Raw genomic sequence first — 20,770 nt, 5'->3', positions numbered from 1 at the left:
AATGGCGGGCGAGCCGCCGTTTTGTGCCGATCACTCGACAATGGCGCAGGCGGGACACTCGTCGATGCATGCCCCGCAGTCCACACATTTATCGCCGAGAATGACGGCGACATCCTCGATCAGGATGGCATCCTGAGGGCACACATCGGAACATGCGCCACAGGCGACACATTCACTCGCTTTTACAGTAGGCATCTTTACGACCTGGTTCAGAATCGGTACGGAAGATGATATACGTTTGTCTGGACGCCTGAGGACATCGATGGTGAACCGGGGTCGATGGACATGGCGTGGGATGAGAATGCCCCGAGGACAAAATGGTTTGGGTGAGGCCGGGGCGTGCCCGGCCCCGGGATCACTGGGTACCGTCTCCCAGCTTGTGCTCCCTGTCGAGGACCTTCAGGTGCTCCATGTCGTCGTATCTGAACCTCTGGAGGTTGTTCTGGAAGGTCTTGTCGGCGGGCATGAGCTTCTTGACGGTCTGCATGAGCATGCTGCCCATGGACATGAGGGTCTTGTTCATGTCGACCCCGAACCTGGTCATTCCGCTGGTCACGTGACCGGGGTTGACGATGTCGCGGGGATCGAGGTTGGTCTTGAGCTGCCTCAGCTTCCTGGCGGTCTCATGGGTGTGGATCACATCGGTCATCCATGCGAAGAACACTCCGAACCCGGTTGTCCTTCCTCCGTACCTTGCGGCAACGTCGCCCAGGTAGAAGTTGAATCCGAATGCGAGCATCCCGAGGAGCTGCTCATCGTCCTTGAAGTAGTAGGGCATCCAGAGTGCGGTGGACCTGTCGACCATGACACCGATGACCCCTCCGGCCTCCATCTTCATCTCCTTGAATCCGGTGTAGCAGTCGTCGGAGAACTGTCCCCAGTTCACTGTGGGCACGATGACCTCGGCGGGGATCTCCCCGACTCCGACCTTCCTTGCCCTGAACTCGTAGCACCTCTCCTCCCACTCGTGCTCGGCGATCTCGTTGGCGAGCTTCCTTCCGCCGGCGGCCTCGGCCATGGCGGACACCGCGGCCTCCTCGAGGTCGTTGTGCTTCTCATCGCCCTGGAGGGTGACGAGCCAGAGGTTCTTCACGTCGGGGGCGTGGACGCCTGCCCTGTGCTGGTTCTGGAAGTGCATGTAGTCGGACCAGGCGACGTGCAGGGGCCTGACGGACGGGTGGGCAACGAGGGCCTGCATGGGTCCGTCGATGTCCTTCAGGTTGTCGAACTCGTATGCGAGGCACCTGACCTCTCCCATGGGGTGGATCCTCATGGTGAAGGTTCCGATGAATCCGAGTGTCCCCTCCGCTCCGGAGAAGAACTGGTTGAGGTTGAAGGATGCGCGGTAGGATCCGAGGTCGTCCCATCCGGTGGTGACGACGGAACCGTCGTCCACGACGACCTCCGCGTTCAGGACGTTCTCCCTGGCGGAGCCGTACTTGTAGGACCCGATACCCATTCCATTGGTGGAGTACCATGCTCCAATCGTGGCGGAGGGGAACGAGGAGGGGTAGGAACCGATGATGTAGCCCTTCTTCATGCAGGCATCGAGGAGCCTCTTCCACGTGCATCCCGCCTGGACCTTGACGTACAGGCTCTCCTCGTTGATCTCGAGGATGTTGTTCATCTTGGAGGGCATGTCGAGGACGATACCTCCGGACGTGGGCATGCACCCTCCGAGTCCCCAGGACGAGTTGCCCCTGGGGACCACGGGGATACCGTTGTCATGCGCGAGCTTCACGACGGCGGACATCTGGGCGACGCTCTCGGGCCTGACGATGACGTCGGGGATGTTGTTGAACGCTATCCCGGCCTCCTTGGGGAGGGGAGCCATGTCCTTGCAGTACAGCAGCTTGTCCATGGCGGACGTGGTGACGTTCTTCGCACCGACGATGTCCTTCAGGGCATTGATGATCTTCTCGTCGACCTTCTTGGAGAGCTTGACCTCCTCGACATCTGCACCGAGGAATCCGTTCTCGATCCTCTTGATGTACCTGTTGGTGGCCTCGTCCCTGTACTTGCTGGGACACCTGATGCTGGACCTTCCTCCGAACTCCGCGGCTTTGTCGGCGGCGGCCTCGTACTTATCCTCTCCCACATCACCGGTCAGCTTGATGCATGCGGTGCTCTTGTCGGGGATGTTACCGGCGACGTTGAACTCGGCGATCTCCTTGGCGGCAGCCACGTAGGCGTCCATGTTCTTCAGGGGGACGTACATGGTGACCGCGTCGGGGTTGACGCATGCACCGCTCCTGATCCCGCCGAACTTCTCGTCGGCGACGCACTGGTCGGCCTTGGCGGCACCGATGTCCGCCATGAGGGCGTCCATCATCTGGATGTCGAGGTCGACGAACTCCTCGTCGCCCTGGAAGGCCATGACCGCCAGCTTGCCGTTGAATGAGATCTGGAGGGGCCTGACGGATGCCTCGTGGCCGATCTTGAGGAACGCGGCCTGCATGGTCGCGCAGTCGGGGAACTCGTAGGCGACGGCCTTGGTGACGCCCTTGGGGATCATCTTGAACGTGACCTCGGAGACGATCGCGAGCCTTCCGGAGGAGGCGACGATGGTCTGGATGAGGTTGAATCCACTCATGTAGTACCCGATGTCATCGAATCCGGTGACCAGGAGACCTCCGGCGGAGTCGACGGCGCAGACGTTGTAGACGCTGTCCTTGACGGTCCCGTACTTGTAGGAACCGATGCCTGCCTCCTCGGTGTAGATCCAGTCCTCGACGGTGGCGTCCTCCCCTGCAGGGATGACCCCGAGGGTGAACCCTGCATCGTCGACGGCCTTCATCAGAGCGGTGATCTTGCATCCCGCCTGGGCCTTGACGGTCATATGGACAGTGTCGACATCGATGATGCCGGCCATCTCGGACATGTCGATGAGGACGGCTCCCTCGGTGTGGGTGCCCTTCCTGGACAGGGGGGAGACCGTGATGCCGTTGGACGTCGCACTGGCGATGACCTTGCCGAGCTCCTCGTTGTTCGCGGGGGTGACGATGACCGCACCCTCCTCGTTCCTGATCTTGGAGTTTCCGATGAGGGACGCGATGTGCTCGATCTCCTCGGAAGATACCTGTTTCTCAGTCGTTGCGCACTTCATTTGATGAACCTCCGCACTACAGCGGTGTTAACGGAGTCGCGAAGGTCATCTCTCATTATAATGGTTTCTCGCTCAGAAAAATAATTAGAATAAATGAGATAAATCATGATCCCGGAAAATGCTGGGTGAACTGTGCCGACATATCCGACAATATCATTTTTTATCATTGTTTGGACCGACGGAGAAAAGCTCGAACGGCACGAGGCCCGCCCTGTCCTCCAGATCCTCCAACGCGGCCGCGTCCGTACGGAAGAGATGGGTCCGGCACCTGCAGTCCGAGCATCCGAAGCCGGGGGCGAAAGGCTCCATCCCGCACTCCTCCGCCATGCGCGCGAGCTCGCACTCGGGTACGAAATCGGGATAAGAGACGAAGGCGCGGACCCATGACGCGTTCACCGTGAGGTAGTCCGCATGCCACCTGAGCCTCTTCTCCCCGAGGATGTGCCTCGACACCCTCTGGTCTATCCCTCCCATGGCGCTGCCCGTGTAGCAGTACAGCCCCTCCGGGAAGGTAATGGTGCCCAGGGCGCCCACCCGTATGTCCAAGCAGGCGTCCAGGGCGATTTCCAGAACGTACGTTCCCTTGCGGATCATTCGCCTCTCTTGCGGTCCATGTCCTCTACCTGGGAGCGGGTCCTGATGCGGACGACGATGCTGCTGTCGTCGATCTTGGACGGGGATATGTCGGCGATCTCCCCGAGCTTCCTGCCGTAGATCTCGACGTTCTCCAGGTACTCCCTGTGCTCGGCATAGGGGATCTTGATCCTCAGGCCGTCGAGGTGTATGACCATCGGCGCAGGCCTGAGGCACATGTTGATGGGCTCGTAGCTCTCGAGCAGGGTCTTCACGTCCGCAGGCTGGACGTAGAGCGGGTCCTCCTCCAGGCTGCGCTTCTTGTCCTTGAGGATCCTCTCCAGGGCATCGACGATCTCGTCGAGCTTCGCCCTCTCGTCCGGGGACCTCATCCTGGAGGCCTTGCGCCCGACACCGGACACGATAGCATCGCAGGTGTCGTCCACGCCCTCCGGATGGGGGCCGGACACCAGCAGCGTCGGGACATGGATGTCCCTCATGAGCTCGGCCTTCGTCTCCACGCAGCTCTTGAAGTTGCCCATCATGAAGATCGCGGCGTCGTACTCGTCTATTATGCACCTCTCGGTCATGGATATCTGGGAGGTCGCCTTCCCGCGGCCCCTGGCCATTCCCATGACGACGGTGACCGCCCCGTACCTCCTCAGGATCTCGGCGATGTCGCAGATCGGATGGGGCATGTGGTGCCTCCCCAGAGTGGGGCCGACGACGGCTATCTCCGTGCCCGCCAACGGGACGCTCCTCACCTCCCCTCCGATGTCGCGGCACACCGCCTCTACGGCGGCACGGTCCTCCTCGGGGACGGACATGACCACGGTGAGCATCTGGGAGCTGCGGTTCTTCTGCAGGACGACACCGCCGACATCGTCGATGATCTCGTACAGCTCGTCCGAACGGTACACCCCTCCGTCATACATCAGGACCTCAAACATCTGCGGAACCTCCCATCGCAACATGCTCCTTCCTTCCCTCGTCGATCATCTCGGCGGTGAGGAGCTCCTCCGTCGCGACGACGGTTATCACATTGCCGGTCATCAGGGTCTTCCTGTTCTTGATCCCCTCGGGCATCGTCCTCCACAGGGCGCCCATGATCTCCCTCCTGTCCTCCTCCCCGGAGGACACCACCAGCGATGCCACGTCGGGCTCGGAGGCACCCTTCACGTCGAGGTCGAACCTGGTCTGCTGGACGACGTTCTGCCTCCCGTACCTGGAGAAGAGCATCTCCAGTATGTCCGGGGCGTAGCGCTCCTCGGTGATCGTCACATGAACTCCGCCGACATCGGTCCTGACCGTGGAGACGTCTCCTACGGTCTTGGGACCCGGGGCGGCCTTCAGGACGATGGAGAACAGGAACAATGGGACGTCCGGACGGAGGGTCAGCCTCACCCTGTCGATGAGGACGGCCTTGTTCAGGTCGCTCATGATCTCATCGAACAGCTTGGCGTAGGCGTCCCTGCCGTACTGGTCGTCACCCACTATCTGTATGTCCATCGGCATCCCTCACAGGAATCCGGAGCTCAGCAGAGCGCCGCCCACGGCACCGATGTACTGGGAGTCGGGAGGGACGATGGGCTTCTCGCCGAGGACCTCCCCGACCTGAGTGACCAGACCGGATATCAGCGACGTCCCGCCGACCTGGATGATGGGGCGCCTGACATCGATCTCCTGGAGCTGCTGCTCGTACACCTGCTCGGCGACCGAGTGGCATGCTGCCGCGGCCACATCCTCGAAGCTCTTCCCGTCACCCAGTGTGGTGACGAGGTCCTGGATACCGAAGACCGAGCAGTAGGAGTTCATCTTCGCGTTACGCCAGTTGCCCTTGTCGGCGAGGGCGCCGAGCTCGGTGACGTCGATCTTGAGCCTCTTGGAGGTCATCTCGAGGAACCTTCCGGACGCTCCGGCGCAGATCCCTCCCATGGTGAAGTTGTCGGGGACCCCGTCCCTGACGGTGATGGCCTTGTTGTCCATACCGCCTATGTCAATGATGGTGGCCTCGCCCTTCTGCTTGTCCGCAAGCCAGACGGCACCCTTCGAGTTGACGGTGAGCTCCTCCTGCACCAGTTTGGCATTGAAGTGCTGGCCGAGGGTGAACCTCCCGTACCCGGTGGTCCCGATGGCCTCGATGTCCTTCATCTCCACGCCCGCCATCTTCATGGCGTTGTTGAGTACCTGGGTGGCGGACGCGACGACGTCCCCGGACGGCGTCCAGTCCTTCCCTATGATCTTGTTGTTCTCCATGATGACGGCCTTCGTCGTCGACGACCCGGAGTCGAGACCGGCGGTTATCCCGGTCTGCCTCTCCCTGGCGAGGAGCTCCTTCCTGGACACGATGGTCACCAGGGCCTCCATCCTCGTGAGGAGCTGGGATGCCTTGAGCCTCTCTGTGAAGGAGTATGTGACCACGGGGAGCCTGGTGTGCTCCTGGATGAACCTCCTCAGCTCGTTCCTGACGAGCGCGGCCTCGGCGCACCTGAAGCATGTGCTGATGAACACCGCGTCCGCATCGTACCTCTCGTCGGCAAGGGCGGCCGCCCTCGCGATCATCAGCTTGAGCTGGGGCGAACGGGGCGAGAATCCGAACCTCTTCACCGCGTCGTCGATATCGGCCGCGGACACGTCGGGATACACGATCTTGGCCCCGACGGACCTTGCCGCCTTCTCGATCTCGTACTGGACACTGCTGTATTCGGTTCCGCATGAAAGCTGTGCGATCTTGATGGTCATTGAAGTCCCTCCAGGAATTCCTTTGTGCGCGCGACGAAATCGGTGGCCTGGGCCTCGTCCTCGGGATAGTTGACGTTCAGCACGGGGATGCCGCGCCTCTTGATCAGGTACTTCACCATGATGTTGGACCTCTCGCATCCGACGCATCCGAAGCTGTAGGGGCAGTCGTCCATGATGATCGCCGCATCGGCCTCCTCGATCATGGGACCCCAGAGGGCCAGCCTTCCCCTGATGCCCGAGGGCACCTCGACCCCCGCGTACTTGAGTCCCTTGACGACATCGTCCAGGGTGACGTTCATCGGAGGCATGTCGACCTCCAGGTTGTCAACCTTCTCCTGAATGGCAGCCATGGCACTGAGCGGCTCGTGTCCGAACCTCTCCACAAGGTCGAAGAGCACAAGGCTGTTAGGTGGATCTATGAAAATCTTCATCGCTGCGCCTCGCAGATCTTTTTGAAGTCGTTTACGGGAAGACGTTTCTTCTCCACGGGCTCGATCTTGCCGGCCCCGCGGCCGACCTCCTCCAGGCCGTGCTGTATCTTGGAAAGCAACGCCCACTCCTCCTCGAGCTGGGCGTATCCGGGCCTGGTGCCGTGCTGCGCCCTGCATCTGACTGGGTCGCTGCACCTGTATGCCCTGATCTTGGAGAACACCTCGTTGGGATACCTCTCCCTTACCCTGGAGAGGACCTCCCTGGCCACCGCCGCCGGGGCCTCGATCAGGCACCCGTAGCAGGTCTCCTTGACGATCACCTCCATCCCGAAAGAATGGACCATGCGGACCAACTGGTCCGGCGTGAGCATCGAGCTCGGCGATATCATGAGCAGTCTTGTCTCTCTTTCTGCGCTCACAGCTCTTCCTCCGTTATATAGATCGTATCATCCTCGTTCAGGTCCTTCATGAGCCTGTCCAGGTCATCCTCGAACCTTCCCACGATGTTGGTACCGTATCCCTCCTCGCCGGTGGGACCGTAGTCCTTGCTGTCCTCCAGCCTTATGCCGATCAGACCGCGATGGGGCCTGGCCTGATTGGTCAGACCGATGTCGCCCCTCTTGACCTTCTTGAACGGGTCCTGGGGGTACAGGTTCTTGCCGCGGTCCTCGTCGCCGTAGAACGTCACCATGGGGAGACCCTCGAACGTGAACTGGACCTTCAGGATCCCGACCGGCTTGTGGCTGAGCCCGGTGACCTTCCTGAAGTATCCCGCGCTGATGCGGTCCTTGTCCGTCAGCTTGACCCTGAACACCCTGTCCCTGGGGACCCCGAACAGCTCCACCTCGCCGGCGTCCAGCGCCTCGAGGGTCCTCTCCGGGCTCTGCTCGACGACGATCGCATCGTCCGATGCGTCCCCGGTGCGCCTGACCTTGATGCCGGCATCCGCCAGGAACCTCTCCCCCTCGGCCTGGGTCATGCCGACCGCCAGGATGCGCGGGGGGTCCGTGACGACGGTCAGCCTGTCCCCCTTCCCGACGTACGAGAGGAGCGCCATGCCATTGTACACGGCACCGGCGTTGTTGTGGGACTCCGACAGCTGGCGCCTCTGCCTGTACATGTACAGACGGCCCTTCCCGAGGCCGTCGTTCCTGACGGTGACGGCTCCCGATTCCCTGACCACGACGTCCTCCACGGGGATCTCCACGTCCAGGTCCTCCGAACATGCGGCGAAGCTGCCGGTGCTCTCGGTGACCTCTATGCTCCCCTTCCCGGACAGTATGAGCGCATGCTCCGCGGAGACCGGGGACCTGCGGTCGAGCCTGAGTCCCATGTACGTCTCTATGCGGTACCCGTCCTCGAGACGGAACGACAGGTCGTCCGTGACCTTCACGTTCTCGCTGCTGGTCTCGGACATCAGGGGGCGGACCGACAGTATGCCGTCACCCTCGCGGATCTCGTCCAGGATGTGCCTTCCCACCGTGATCCTCCCGATCACCGCCTTCCCGGCGCCGTACGAGCCGGTGTGGTTGTCCCTGGCGATCATGATGTACGTCGTATGGTTGTCGAAACCCCCGAGGGCCAGGAAACAGTCGTAGGTCTTGTAGAAGTACGACTCCCTGTCCACCTCCATGTCGGTGGGGAAGCTTCCGAACGAGACGATGTTGTGCGTCACCCACCTCGAACTGATGCCGCTCATCCTGTCGAGGTTGCTCTTCCATATCTCCGCCTCGGGGCTCTCGTTGAGGCGGAGGACCATCCTTCCCCTGGGCGTCTCTATCTCGAAGTCACGGGTCTCCGTGACGAGCCTCTCCTCCGAGAGATGGACCGCGATGAGTGATCCTTTCACGTAGGGCTCGCCGGCAATGGCGGTCTTGAGGGTGGATCCCGCCTTCAACGTCTTCTCGACACCGTTGACGAGGACCTTCATCTGGAACCCTCCGGCAGCATCGACTGTACCTTCGAGACGATCTCGTCCAGCTTGTCCTGGGTGCATGTCACTCCCCTGACGACGCCGGTGACGATCTCCACGATCTCGCCCTTGGTCTGGATCTTGTCATCGGGGGGCATCACCTTGGACGTCTTCACCCCGATGGCGGCGAAATCCTCGTAGTCGACGGGACACTGCGCCACGATTATGGCAGGTATGTTCACGTTCCTTAGGATCAGCCTCGCCTTGTAGATTATGTGAAGGCGCACGTTGCCCAGGTGGATCAGCGCGACCTTGAACTGCTGTATGCGCTCGACCTCTATCGGGTCCAGTCCGAAGTACGACCCGGTGGTCATGTCGGGGGCATCGGCCGGGACGCCCGAGCCTGCGTTCACGACCAGGACGCTGGTGTCTATGCCCTCCTCCCTCAGCGCGTAGGTGATCTCGCACACCGGCTTGGTGATGTGCCTGCGACCAGGACCCATGGCTATCGCCACGACGTCCCTGCCGGACTCGGAGATGGTGGCCCTCATGGCCAGCCCGCCCCCGACACCGAGCCCCATGGACTCCCTGCACTCGACGAAGCTGAGGTATCTCCCCATCTTCTGCTTCATTCATTCACCTTCGGGAACGGGCTCCATACCGAATTCCTCGAGGACCTCCTTGGGATCCCCGAGTGTGACGACCTTGCCTCCCTTCATGAATGCGGCCCTGTCGCAGCAGTTCATGACGAAGTCCATGTCGTGACTGACGACCAGGAAGGTCTCGCCCAGGGTCTCCCTCGCACGGATGACGGATTTCGCGATGATCGTCTTGGTGATCGGGTCCATCGTACCGGTGGGCTCATCGAGGACGATGATCCTGGGCTCCTTGATGAGGACCTGTGCGAACGCGATCCTCTGCTGCTCTCCGACGGAGAGCGAATCGGGGTACGCGTAGAGGATCTTCTCCACGTTGGCCTTGTCGAACCCCACGCTGACGAGGACCTGGATGGCCTTTATCTTGGCGAGCTCCGCAGGCATCTTCATACCGATGCACGTGCTCAGGTTCTGAAGGACCGTGTCAAACGGATACAGGGTGTACTCCTGGTGCAGGAACCCGATGTACGGCGTGGCCCTTCCCTTGCCCATGAACCCGCTCTCGGACATGTCGACCCAATCGTCCCCGATCTTGATCTTCACGGACCCGGACGTCACGGGGCTCATTCCGGCGATCATCCTGGATGTGGTGGTCTTGCCGGCTCCGGAATATCCGACCAATGCGAAGATCTCCCTCTCCTTTATGTCGAACGACACGCCGTCGACCGCCTTGACGACCCCTCTGACGACCGAGAAGTAGTGCTTCTTGGCGTCGTCGAGGACTATGAGCGGGTCTCCGAGGATGCCCTCCTTCTTGGTGGCATCGAAGCGGTAGTCCTTCATGAACGTCTGACACACGGTGGACGGGGCGCCCTGACAGGTCGTCTTTCCGGCGTCCAGGAGGACGGCGTCGTCCGCCATCCTCTCGATGGCCTCGGGCCAGTGGGATGCGAACACCATGCAGATGCCCTTGCTCCTGACGTAGTTGACGAGACCGTCGTGGACGATCTCGGCCGTGGTGGGGTCCAGGGTCCCGGTGGGCTCATCCGCGAGGAAGAACAGCGGCTCCTTCGCCAACTGCCTGGCCATGACGACCCTCTGCTTCTCCCCTCCGGACAGGTCCCTGGCGATGTGCGTGGTCCTGTGCGTCATGTTGACGAGCTCGAGCAGCTCGATCGCACGGGATGTCCTGACATCCCCGGTGATGTCGGCGGGGATGGCCTCCATGACATTCTCGACGACCGACATGTCACCGAAGAGGGCGAACGTCCTCTGGAGCATGATCGCGATCCTGGACTTGACGGCCTGCCTGAGGGGGTCGTCGGACTTGAGGGACCAGAAGTCGACCGCGAGGGTCTCGGTCTCCCCGCCGCATCTGGAACACTCCTTCCCTTTGAACGGGAGGTCCAGGTTGCCGCACTTGCAGCAGCGGTTGACGTTGTAGATGACGCGTCCTTTGTCCGGAGCGTACTCCTCGCTTCCCCTGAGCATATGGATCAGGACACTCTTTCCTGCGGCGCTCTTACCGATCAGACCGAGGATCTTGCCGGTGGACAGCCTAGCACTGAAGTTATCAAGAACGCAGTTCCCGTTGAAGGACTTGGAGACATTCTCGATCACAAGAAGTTCAGCCAACTCTTGAGCCATAGTTCAGCCAAACCCTTGCCCCATATAAACCCATCCGAGCGCGCGCGCAATCTATTGGGGTGTTAACCCCGTTGAATTTCAGTGCTGGATATGTGCGGAAACATTGTTTGCAATATGATGTGGCTATCAGAATCTTTTATAAATTGGATGAATGATGAATCCATCCATGATGCAAAGGGCCAGTCGCTTGGGAGGGCCGGTTCCCAAATTCAACGACTACCACATATGGAAAGCACTCGAATGCCTCGACTCGGAGAATCCGGTAGGCAGGAAGAAACTGTCTCAGCCTCTCGGCATCGGCGAAGGAAGCACGAGGACGATCCTGTCGCAGCTCCAGGAACAGGGGATGATCACGATCGGGAAGAGCGGGATCCTGCTGACGGAGCGCGGTGTCAACTTCAAGAAGACGTACCACATGGACGTCGCGGACGTCAGCATAAGCGACCTCACCATAGGCGACAAGGACTGCGCCGTACGCGTGCCCAGACGCGCCAAGGACGTCAAGTTCGGATGCGAGGAGAGGGATGCCGCCATCAAATCGGGGGCGACCGGGGCTACGACCCTGATCTACACCGATGGCGGCCTGGTGTTCCCCGGATCGGACTATCCGGTAGAGACGGACATAGCCAGCAAGGTGCTGTCGCTCTTCTCCCTGAAGAACGACGACGTCGTCATCATAGGCACCGGACCCACCCGGGAGATAGCGGAGATCGGCGCCGTCACCGCAGGGCTCACCATAATGGGCGGCCTTCAGTTCAACCGTGACCTGAGGGACATAATGACCCCCAAGAACTCGGGCAACGAGCTCATATCCCTCGCATTCGCGATCCATGACCTCGTGGGGGGTCTTCCGGTATGTGCCAAGAGCAGGGACAACCTCGGGATCAGGATAGAGAACGGGGCGGTCATCGACAACGCTTACACGGGACAGGTCCTTGAAGAGGTAATAAATGTAGGCACCACAATCCGCAAGATCGCGGTCTCCGGTCCCTACAAGGGGATAAGGGTGATCGTGACACCCATCGAGCTGGACAACCGCATCATCGCCGCGATCGGCGTGGTGGACATCCGCACGATGGCAGGTGTCAACAATCTGATAAGATTGAGGAGTGACGACAATGAGTGAGAACTGCAGGGTCTGTGTCGATGCCGGTGTCTGCAAGATGAAGACGCTGATCACCGCAAAGGACAACGGCATGGGACTCATAGAGATCGATATCAAGAGCGATTGCCCCAACGTCCTCAAGATGTCCTGGAAGCTGGAACCCATGAGCCCTTACGCTGAGGTGGAGGCACCCTTCGACAAATCGACCGTCTACAAGCTCGCGGCTGATGCCATCCCGCATACCGCGTGCCCCGTACCGGCAGGAATCATCAAGGCCCTGGAAGTGGCCGGGGACCTGGGACTCAAAAGGGATTCAACGATCCACTTCGTCGCTGACGACGAAGAGGTCGAGATAAGCTGAGGTGAGGATATGACGTGCAACCTGTGCCTTGACGCCGGCGCCTGCCGCATGAAGGTCAAGATCATCGCGGACCTTGACGACGAATACAAGGTCAAACTGAACATCGAGACCAACTGCCCCAACATCAACAAGATAAAGGACAAGCTCACAGTGGTCGACCCCCTGACCGAGATATCCAACAGCGGATTCGCGGGATCGTCCGTGTACGAGTGGGCCAAAGAGCTCCCTCATGTCGCCTGCCCCGCACCCTGTGCCATCGTGAAAGCGGTGGAGGTCGCCGGAGGACTCGGCGTCAAACGCGACGTGCAGATGAACTTCACCGAAGAGTGAGAGACGTCTGGCACAAACCCTTTTTAACATCCATTCCGTTGTTTCGAGGTATGGCTATGGATATAGATGCGCCCGGGGACGCGCAGCTCGAGATCGTCCGCGGACTGAAAGGGGTCGTTCATGCATTCTACCTCAGCAGGGACATCCTGGAACAGGTGAGGGAGGAGGAGGCGAAGGTCCGCGCGATGGGAAACATCACCGTCGACAATGTCGGATTCACGGAGGCTCTGAAGAGGGACTCGGTGATCTGCATCGTGAAGGATCCCAGGTTCAGACCTCCTGCGGAGCCCACCGTGATCCTCCAGTCTGGGAACGGAGAGATCCTTGGAGAGGAGGTGTTCCCGTTCACGGCCGGACAGTACATGGAGAAGAACGAGGTCGTCTGGCTCTCGGACGGCTTCGTAATGTTCCCGAAGGTTCCGGCCGACGGCGGCGAGACGTTCATAATGCCTCCCGTGACATTCCCTGAACTCAACAGCAGCAACGGATGCAAGAATGTAGTCTCGTGCAGCCCTGCACCCACGTGCGACCTCATGATACGCAAGCACTACGGCCTTGAGGACAACCCCAAGCTCGCATCCGTAATCGTCGCATTCGACAGACTCGGGGACGGCGAGACCGCACCAGACACGGATCCTCTGATAGCGGATTACATCGCAAGGGAGAAGGAGATCCGCGACAGGATCAACTGATCCGGGAACATCCCGGATCAAACCACTTAATGTTCTACATCAAACAATATAGTATTTTTTCTAAACTTCATAGTACTTATGTCGGATTTATGTGTTCAAATGTCTTTATTTACACCGTCCATATCACATGGATACGGCCATCTGTGGCCGGACTCCGGTGATGTAAGTACCACAAAGCCGCATTTCTAGTGGCGGAAACGGGCAGACCCGGTTTGGAGAGTCACCCAATGGAAGAGCTAAGGCTACCCTGGAGCAACAAAGAAGGACTCCTCTATGGAGGCATCATCGCAGTGATAACCTGCATCATCATGTGCGAGTTCAACCTGTTCAAGAATGCAGGAAGGATAGGTCTGGACCTATTCCTGGAAGGACTCATCTGCATCCCGATCCTATGGATCGTCGTGATGCTACTGATGTCATTCATCGTCGGTCGCGTCGCCGACTGCTTCGTCAGGAAATACACACAGCCCGTAGACAGCTTCTACACCAAGATCGTCTTCAACATCATCGCATGTGTCCTCATGATGTCCGTATCGATGACATTCATCGGACCCACGATTGGACATATGTTATCGGGAGAGCTCACCCTCGAAGCACTCTACAGCTGGCCTGTCAACTGGCCCACCAACTTCTGTGTCGCGTTCTGGGTGGAGATGCTCATCGCCCAACCTGCTGCGAGATACGCGATGAAGCACAAGCACATCAAGATGCTGAAAACAAAGAACGCTGAGAAGGAGGCGATGTGATGGACAATGTGATCATAACCATCGGAAGAGAGAACGGAAGCGGCGGTCGCGAGGTCGGTCAGATCCTGTCCAGGAAGCTCGGTCTGGAATGCTACGACAGACAGATCGTGGAGGAATCCGCCGTCAGGGCGGAGATGACCGTGAAAGAGGCGGAGAGGATGGAGGAGAACCCCAGGACAGGATCCAAGCTGTTCTTCGGGGGCATCCCCTCGGCAAATCCACTGTTCGAGAAGCAATCCGAGATCATCCGCGAGTTTGCAAAGAACGGCCCGTGCATATTCGTGGGAAGGTGTGCCGACTACGTCCTCAGGAACAGGGACGATATCGTCAACGTGTTCATCACCGCACCGATATCCGACAGGATCAACCGCTCCGCGGAACGCAACGGGACCTCCGCCAAGGATGCCTACGCGCACATCATCGAGAAGGACACCGCCAGAGCGGACTACTATCTCAGATACACAGGAAGGTCCTGGGGCAGCGCATCGAACTATCACGTGACCCTGAACTCCGGCCCCATCGGGACCGAGGCATGTGCCGATCTCATAATCGAGTACATCGACAGGATCTGAAACACCCTTACGCCTTCGGGCGGTACCTTTTGTATAAGTGGTCCGGACAGAGGACCCAGGCGGCCAAGCCGGATCGTCGTACGGACCAGACCTCCATCGTCGGTCCGGACATTAAACTTGTGGTGAGAACGGGTAAATGGTTTGGGTAAGAGGTTTGGTTGAAGGCGGAGCGCTCATCCACCTCCGGAGGGCATCATCTCGGAAGTGTCCACCTCCTCGAGCTCCCTCTTGAGGTCCTCCAGGGCCTCGCGGCCACCGTCGTAGGCCTTGCGCTCCTTGAAGGAAACCGCGATGTACTCTGAGGGATCGGCGGGGATCAGCAACGAGGCATCGTAGTAGAGGTCTGTGAAGTCCAGTCTGACCCAGACCTTCCCATCCCTCTCACGGATATCCGTCACCTTTCCGACAGTCGATGTCGGCGTGTACTTCAACAGGTCTCCAACCTTCAAGCGATCATCCCTTGATGACTGCGCTGCGCTCTCCGGCGGGCTGGAACTCTCTGAGAGCTCCGCGTCCGATCTCCTTCGTCACGTTGGCGAAGTCGAAGACCAGAGAGGGATCGGCAAAGGCAACCCTCACGAACGGGTTCGCAGTGAAGGCGTCTCCACGAGCAACGTGGGCAGCCTTGGGGATACCGGTGTATCCGGAAAGGTGTCCGACGTTCATAGCGTAGTTGGGGTAGTTGGGTCCACGGACCTCCATGGGGAGACCCTCGTCAGACCTGTATGCGAAGGAGTTGGCGGAACCGCACTGGTCCTGCAGGTCGAATCCGTAGAATCCGAGCCTTCCGGTCCTCTCCTTGTGCTGGAGCATGGACAGGTACCAGCAGTTCAGTCCAACATCGGCGACTCCGGTTGCCATAGCACCGGCGATACCGGTGGATGCGGCAGCGACGGTAGCCCTCTGGGATCCTCCGAAGTGGGTCTCCATGACAGCGGGGTACCTCTCGTACATCTCGAGAGCGTAGGAGTTCACGTCGTCGGCCAGTTTCATGACCTCGTCCATGTTGGCGGGATCCAGTTTGCAGAATCCTCCGTACTTGGATTTGATCTGGTCGATGGCGTAGTACACGTAGTCCTCGAGGATGTTGTCGGTGTATGCGGCGGTCGCATACTGGGTGAATCCGACTCCACCGGACATGTATCCTCCCAGGTAGACCTGGTCGAAGACGGCGGCTCCGAGTGCGACAGCCTCGAGAGCTGCGCGTCCGGGGTCGTCAGGGTTGACACGGTCGGACTGAGCGATATCAGCCATGTATCCGAAGGGAACTCCTCCGGGCTCGTTGGGTCCCCTGGCGCGCCTTGCGGGCATCATGGTTCCCATGTTGAGGGACTGGTGCTTTGCGGAGTATGCGAAGTCAGCGATGGCTGCCTCTCCTGCTGCGAGTTTGTAGGAGGAGATGAAAGCCATGGAGATCTGCATTGCGGCGTGCCTGGAGACGGTAGCTCCATCCATGAGCCTTCCGACGATGGTAGGTACACGGACTGCCTGCATGAGGGTCTTTCCGACTGCCTTCTTCAGCTGCTTGGCCTGGTCCTTGGGGAAGAGCTTGTTGATGTCGATGACGAACCTGGGGTCGATCTCATCGATGAGCTCGTCGTCTCCAGAGAAGACCTTGACGTAGGAGTCCCAGACGAGAGCAGGGTTGATCTCGGCCATGTGCTCCTGAACGACTGCTCCTCCGGGCATGGTGTGGTTGACGGTCTCGAGGTACGCGTTGATCGTCTCGGGGGTGACCTCCTTTCCAAGCCTTCTCTCGATGGTCTGGTGGGGGCTGTCGAGTCCGACCAGGATGGTCCTCCTGATGTCGTCCCATGCCTGCTGGATTGCACAGTTGTTGACGCAGTGCAGGTCGTCTGCCTCTGCGTAGATGTCAGTGTGGCTGAGCTGGTAAGGCATCCAGCTCCTCTGTCCGAGAGGAACTCCGATATCCTCGTTCAGCATGGGAATGCCACGCTTCTTGGCGATCTCATCCGCGGACTTCTGGAACTCGACCTTGGATTTCGACTGCTTCCATCCGCCAAAGCAGTAGTATTTGGTGGAAATGTCGGTGGGCTCTTCCTTGAACTTCTTCTTGCACGCTTCCATGAACAGCTTTTCTTTTCCTGCCATGGTAATCACTCTCCCTTGACCTTCCACGGCTGGTAGCCGCCGAGGGTCCTCAGCTTGTGGATCCTAAGGCCATACATGGTGACCTCTTTGTCATCTCTCATGTCGACACCGTCGGCTCTGAAGATGGTGGTCCTCTTCTTAAGGTCGGACATGTCCGCGGGCTTTCCGACGGAGATCCTCCTGTCGATGGGAATGGCGACCTGGTCCTTGACGTAGACGACCTCTTTCTTGGCGTCGTCCCAGACGTACCTCTGCCAGCCGTCGAACATGAGTCCGTGCTCGTCGAGACGGCACGCGTGTCCGTGAACGGTTGCTCCCCTGATACCGGTGAGGGCGGGGTCGAAGGTCTCATTGTCGATCATCTCTTTGGCCATGACCTCAAGGTCTCTCTCACGGACCTCGATGATCTGCCTTCCGGAAAGGGTTCCGGTGTCGACTCCCCTGTACCTGGAGAGGTACATCCATGCCCTCTGGTAGGGCGAGATGGGGGCGAAGTAGACGGAGTCAGTGAACTGGATGTACCTGACACGGTCTCCGTGCTTTGCTCCCTCGATGGGGACAACGAGCTGCCTGATGGGGCAATCGGGCTCCTTTCCCTCCTCTATGGGGGGGTGGATGGACTTGTAATCCTCTCCAGGGTTCCTGTGTCCCATGATCCTGACGACATCGTCCATGGCGACGTCACGGAGTTTCTTCAGTTTGACCTTGGGGTCCATGTATCTGCGCCTGTTCTTGGCGGGCACAGTGGTTCCCGGATAGAACTGCCTCTTGTATGCCATTTTATGCACTCCTGTAATCATGTAGTGTAGGTTTGTATTTCGAGTACCTTCCAACCTGGAGAGTGTAGCCGTGCTCGATGTTCGCGTTGCATGCGGCCTTGATCTCCTCGAGCTTGGAATCCAGCTCCTCCTCGCTCTCGACCTCGAGCTCTATATAGAACGCTCCGACGAGATAGCGGAGCTCGACCTCCTGCCCACCGACGTGGATTATCTTCCTTTCGGTATGGTTGTTCTGAAGTCCCTTTCCAGGACCGTTGTTTATGGTCTTGGGGAGGCTTTCACCGGTCATGTTGATTTGCCTGATGCCCTTGATAACATCCAAGGCGTTCAGTACCAGCTCTGTCGTCTCAGCACTGAGAAGACGGTTGGTGATGATCTGCACCTCGGGGAGAGGCGCTCCGGCGTATTCTGCCGCGGGACTAGAAGCACTCGACATATCACACCTCAGAGTTTCTTCTTCATTTTCTTGGCCTCAGCAGCGACGTACTGCATGGGCTGCCTGAACTCAGCCATGTCACCGAAGACCTCTTTGAACAGACCGGAAGTGGCCTCAGCAGAGAAGGTCTGGGTTCCGCCATCGAGACAGTTACCGGCGGTAACTGCGGGGATGAGAACTCCCTTGGCGTGCCTGGTAACGACGTGGTTACCGTGGAACAGTCCAGGTCCTCCTCCACCGTAGATGGAGTGAGAGAAGAAGGACATTCCGACTCCGACTCCCTCAGAACGTCCGAAGTCCGCTCCGGGGAGGCCGGACTCGTGCTCGAGAAGGTCGTTGTAGTACAGGATGGTACCGGGGACACCCTGGGCGGCCCTGGCGGCTCCGACGTTCACCATGATAGCGGCGACCATTCCGGTTGCAGCGTAGGCGTTCCACTTGGGGAGATCGTCGGTGGTGTACACCTTGTATCCGGAAGGCAGGGTCTCTTTCACGCGGATGACTCCGTCGTCGATTGCCCTCTCCATGAGGGACTCGATAACGGATCCGACGGTTCCGGTCTTTCCGTTCTTTTTGACGATGCTGTAGAGCATGTTGTTTGCGTTGAGTCCCTGGTATGCAAGGCTCAGCAGGCCACCCCTCTCGAAGTTACCGATGAGGTCACCCATCTCGTAGGATCCGCACTGCTCGTAGATGGCAGAGAGGGCGGTTCCCTGCATGGCGTTCCTGTCGACGAGAGCGACGACGTGGTTGGCCATGATGTTCCTGAGAGCGAATCCAGCTCCCTCGTTGTTCTGAGGAACCTCGAGGATGGATTTGACGTTGGCTCCCTGGAAGGTGATGGTCTGGGGGTACCTTCCCCATACTGCGGCCTTAACCATGTTGGCCTTGTACATGGGGATGTCAAACATGTCAATGATAGTCTCGGTGGTGGCTGCGGCAACGGTGGTGAAACCAGTGGTGTACTCGACACCCGCGTCCATCCTGACCTCGGGAACGACAGCGACGAGGTTCTTTCCGCCGGTCTTGACGGTGACGGTGGTTCCATCTCCCTCGTAGACCTGGATGGCCTCTTTGACTGCCTCTGCGATCTTGTCCGCGTTCTCGACGAGCGGGATGTCGATCTCTTTTCCCTGGATGATGACTCCTCCGCCGGTCATGCTGCCGGTTTTCAGAGACTTCTCGATGCCGGCCAGGCTGACGGCGCACGTCCTCTTGGTCAGGGACACGATCTTCTTGATCGCGTTGTTGCGCAGCGGACTGATGGCTTCGAGCGGAATGTCTTTGGCAATGCGCTTTCCGCGGTCGTCATACAAGTCGACTACGTCCTCGTATTTTGGCATTTCATACCTCCTTGTTCTATAGACGGTCCCTCTCGAGACCGCTTACCCCTTGCAGTCAGGGCAACCTTTTAGGACAATATAAAAGAATTGGAAAAACCTCAAAAAAATTACATAGCCAGCCTGAGGGAACACTGCTGGAAGGGGGGCGTGGAGCCGGAATCCGTGCCCGGCCCACCCTTCCTGTATTTAAAAGGTTTCATCGAATCAGTTGGATGCATAAGCCCACTCTGATTCGTGAACAGTTAGTAATACGAATATCGTAGACTATGATACTCTGGCTCAGTCGCGCTTGGCCTTGGTCATCACGGTGTCCGCATAGCGCCTGAGGTGATCCACGAAACCGGGGATCATGGCGTACGGGATCCCCACGGCCATCTCGTCTGCGGCCATGCTGGTCTTCTTCCTGCATCCGAAGCATCCCAGGGAGATGTTGGGCTTCCCCGTGACGATCGGCATGGCGGTGATGTCCTCGCAAGCACACTGGAACGGGGACGTCGAGAACTCCACGCGGCCTCCGGTCTCGGCGGTGGACAGCGGGACCACCCAGTAGCAACGCTCCGGGATGTCCTCAATGGTGACCACATCGGGTACGAAGTCCGCCTCACCCAGGGGACAGACGACCTCTCCCTGGGACTCGAACGGGACGATCTTCCTGTCCGCGATCATCTTAGCGGCCGCGGCGGGAGAATCGTGCATGCCTATCCCTGCATGGAAGTCCCCTGTGGCGACCTTCTCCGGGGTGGGGGCCATGTTCAGGGCGGACGCCCCGACCATGCAGTTCTGGCTGGACAGGGGGAGCTTGAAGGACTCGCCGGCCTTCGCCCTGAAGACGGCCTGACAGTGGCTGACCTGCGACTCGGGCTCCTCGTACCCCTCGGGGAACTCCTCGCCCTTCCTCACGAGCCTTATCGCGACGGGCTCCCCTCTGAGGCGGAGGACCTCTTTCATGACGGCCGCATATTCCTTGTTCTTGCTCAGGATGTCTGACATGGGATGGGAATCGCAACGGTCACGGTAAAATACTAACCCCTTCGACAGCGGAAGTCAGAAGCCGTTAAGTCCGAGAAAATGTGGTGTAAGAAGTTTGTCCCAGTGCATTGGGTCGCCCTGATCACTCAGTGATACAGCTGGCGGGGCACTCGTCGATGCATGCGCCGCAGTCGACGCATTTACCGGCATCGATGACCGCGATGTCCTCGATGGTGATGGCACCCTCGGGACACACGTCGGCACAGGCTCCACATGCAACACAGTCGGATCCATTGACAGTCACTGCCATTTTTGATA

General features: G+C 59.2%; 24 protein-coding genes. 6 read left to right on the top strand and 18 right to left on the bottom strand.

The window, feature by feature from the left end; translation table 11 throughout:
- Nucleotides 1–30: 30 nt before the first annotated feature.
- From V5D86_RS07165 to atwA, 11 genes are all read right to left on the bottom strand, one after another.
- Nucleotides 31–195 carry a DUF362 domain-containing protein gene (locus V5D86_RS07165; protein WP_414596003.1) on the bottom strand — a complete coding sequence of 55 codons (165 nt, stop codon included), beginning with the start codon at nt 193–195 and terminating at the stop codon, nt 31–33.
- 160 nt (nt 196–355) lie between these two features.
- Nucleotides 356–3,106 carry an FAD-binding oxidoreductase gene (locus V5D86_RS07160; RefSeq protein WP_414596002.1) on the bottom strand — a complete coding sequence of 917 codons (2,751 nt, stop codon included), beginning with the start codon at nt 3,104–3,106 and terminating at the stop codon, nt 356–358.
- 153 nt (nt 3,107–3,259) lie between these two features.
- Nucleotides 3,260–3,700, bottom strand: coding sequence for a GIY-YIG nuclease family protein (locus V5D86_RS07155; RefSeq protein WP_414596001.1), 441 nt, complete (start codon nt 3,698–3,700; stop codon nt 3,260–3,262).
- Nucleotides 3,697–4,629 carry a methyl-coenzyme M reductase family protein gene (locus tag V5D86_RS07150; protein WP_414596000.1) on the bottom strand — a complete coding sequence of 311 codons (933 nt, stop codon included), beginning with the start codon at nt 4,627–4,629 and terminating at the stop codon, nt 3,697–3,699. Before V5D86_RS07150 ends, V5D86_RS07155 begins: the two co-directional genes overlap by 4 nt.
- Nucleotides 4,622–5,188 (bottom strand): methanogenesis marker 17 protein, encoded by a 567-nt coding sequence (locus tag V5D86_RS07145; RefSeq protein WP_414595999.1) that lies wholly within the window; start codon nt 5,186–5,188, stop codon nt 4,622–4,624. Before V5D86_RS07145 ends, V5D86_RS07150 begins: the two co-directional genes overlap by 8 nt.
- A 9-nt stretch (nt 5,189–5,197) precedes the next feature.
- Nucleotides 5,198–6,421 carry a methanogenesis marker 15 protein gene (locus V5D86_RS07140; protein ID WP_414595998.1) on the bottom strand — a complete coding sequence of 408 codons (1,224 nt, stop codon included), beginning with the start codon at nt 6,419–6,421 and terminating at the stop codon, nt 5,198–5,200.
- The gene (locus V5D86_RS07135) at nt 6,418–6,852 is read right to left on the bottom strand and encodes a methanogenesis marker 5 protein (RefSeq protein ID WP_414595997.1); all 435 of its coding nucleotides are present in this window, start codon (nt 6,850–6,852) and stop codon (nt 6,418–6,420) included. Before V5D86_RS07135 ends, V5D86_RS07140 begins: the two co-directional genes overlap by 4 nt.
- Nucleotides 6,849–7,271, bottom strand: a complete 423-nt coding sequence (locus V5D86_RS07130; RefSeq protein WP_414595996.1) for a DUF2102 domain-containing protein — start codon at nt 7,269–7,271, stop codon at nt 6,849–6,851. Before V5D86_RS07130 ends, V5D86_RS07135 begins: the two co-directional genes overlap by 4 nt.
- On the bottom strand, nt 7,268–8,782 hold the full coding sequence (locus V5D86_RS07125; protein WP_414595995.1) for a methanogenesis marker 3 protein: 1,515 nt from the start codon (nt 8,780–8,782) through the stop codon (nt 7,268–7,270). The genes V5D86_RS07130 and V5D86_RS07125 overlap by 4 nt, the downstream gene beginning before the upstream one ends.
- Nucleotides 8,779–9,396, bottom strand: a complete 618-nt coding sequence (mcrC, locus tag V5D86_RS07120; RefSeq protein ID WP_414595994.1) for a methyl-coenzyme M reductase I operon protein C — start codon at nt 9,394–9,396, stop codon at nt 8,779–8,781. Before mcrC ends, V5D86_RS07125 begins: the two co-directional genes overlap by 4 nt.
- Entirely contained in the window at nt 9,397–11,007 is a 1,611-nt protein-coding gene (atwA, locus tag V5D86_RS07115) for a methyl coenzyme M reductase system, component A2 (protein WP_414595993.1), read from the bottom strand.
- 166 nt (nt 11,008–11,173) lie between these two features.
- Between atwA and V5D86_RS07110 the strand changes: the two genes are divergently transcribed.
- From V5D86_RS07110 to V5D86_RS07085, 6 genes are all read left to right on the top strand, one after another.
- Complete coding sequence (locus tag V5D86_RS07110) at nt 11,174–12,133, top strand: DUF2111 domain-containing protein (RefSeq protein WP_414595992.1); 960 nt, start codon at nt 11,174–11,176, stop codon at nt 12,131–12,133.
- Nucleotides 12,126–12,473, top strand: coding sequence for a DUF6951 family protein (locus V5D86_RS07105; protein ID WP_414595991.1), 348 nt, complete (start codon nt 12,126–12,128; stop codon nt 12,471–12,473). Before V5D86_RS07110 ends, V5D86_RS07105 begins: the two co-directional genes overlap by 8 nt.
- A 9-nt stretch (nt 12,474–12,482) precedes the next feature.
- On the top strand, nt 12,483–12,803 hold the full coding sequence (locus V5D86_RS07100; protein WP_414595990.1) for a DUF6951 family protein: 321 nt from the start codon (nt 12,483–12,485) through the stop codon (nt 12,801–12,803).
- A 50-nt stretch (nt 12,804–12,853) separates the two neighbouring features.
- Nucleotides 12,854–13,495, top strand: a complete 642-nt coding sequence (locus V5D86_RS07095; RefSeq protein WP_414595989.1) for a hypothetical protein — start codon at nt 12,854–12,856, stop codon at nt 13,493–13,495.
- Nucleotides 13,496–13,722: 227 nt separating this feature from the next.
- Entirely contained in the window at nt 13,723–14,241 is a 519-nt protein-coding gene (locus V5D86_RS07090) for a DUF2798 domain-containing protein (RefSeq protein ID WP_414595988.1), read from the top strand.
- On the top strand, nt 14,241–14,813 hold the full coding sequence (locus V5D86_RS07085) for an AAA family ATPase (RefSeq protein ID WP_414595987.1): 573 nt from the start codon (nt 14,241–14,243) through the stop codon (nt 14,811–14,813). The genes V5D86_RS07090 and V5D86_RS07085 overlap by 1 nt, the downstream gene beginning before the upstream one ends.
- 173 nt (nt 14,814–14,986) lie before the next feature.
- Here the strand turns inward: V5D86_RS07085 and V5D86_RS07080 are convergent, their stop codons facing one another.
- The 7 genes from V5D86_RS07080 to V5D86_RS07050 form a co-directional block, all read right to left on the bottom strand.
- A complete protein-coding gene (locus V5D86_RS07080) occupies nt 14,987–15,262 on the bottom strand; it encodes a DUF2098 domain-containing protein (protein WP_414595986.1) in 276 nt (91 codons plus the stop codon).
- 4 nt (nt 15,263–15,266) lie between these two features.
- Nucleotides 15,267–16,925, bottom strand: a complete 1,659-nt coding sequence (gene mcrA / locus V5D86_RS07075; protein ID WP_414595985.1) for a coenzyme-B sulfoethylthiotransferase subunit alpha — start codon at nt 16,923–16,925, stop codon at nt 15,267–15,269.
- A 5-nt stretch (nt 16,926–16,930) separates the two neighbouring features.
- Complete coding sequence (gene mcrG, locus V5D86_RS07070) at nt 16,931–17,704, bottom strand: coenzyme-B sulfoethylthiotransferase subunit gamma (RefSeq protein WP_414595984.1); 774 nt, start codon at nt 17,702–17,704, stop codon at nt 16,931–16,933.
- A gap of 1 nt (nt 17,705) precedes the next feature.
- Entirely contained in the window at nt 17,706–18,140 is a 435-nt protein-coding gene (gene mcrD / locus V5D86_RS07065) for a methyl-coenzyme M reductase operon protein D (protein WP_414595983.1), read from the bottom strand.
- Nucleotides 18,141–18,148: 8 nt separating this feature from the next.
- The gene (gene mcrB, locus V5D86_RS07060) at nt 18,149–19,483 is read right to left on the bottom strand and encodes a coenzyme-B sulfoethylthiotransferase subunit beta (protein WP_414595982.1); all 1,335 of its coding nucleotides are present in this window, start codon (nt 19,481–19,483) and stop codon (nt 18,149–18,151) included.
- 279 nt (nt 19,484–19,762) lie between these two features.
- On the bottom strand, nt 19,763–20,473 hold the full coding sequence (locus V5D86_RS07055; protein ID WP_414595981.1) for a DUF169 domain-containing protein: 711 nt from the start codon (nt 20,471–20,473) through the stop codon (nt 19,763–19,765).
- 121 nt (nt 20,474–20,594) lie between these two features.
- Nucleotides 20,595–20,762 (bottom strand): DUF362 domain-containing protein, encoded by a 168-nt coding sequence (locus tag V5D86_RS07050; RefSeq protein WP_414595980.1) that lies wholly within the window; start codon nt 20,760–20,762, stop codon nt 20,595–20,597.
- Nucleotides 20,763–20,770 lie beyond the last annotated feature (8 nt).

Origin of the sequence: Candidatus Methanoprimaticola sp. MG2 (genome assembly GCF_047501175.1) — an archaeon.
GTDB lineage: Archaea > Thermoplasmatota > Thermoplasmata > Methanomassiliicoccales > Methanomethylophilaceae > Methanoprimaticola.
This window is presented reverse-complemented; position numbering and strand designations above follow the sequence as displayed.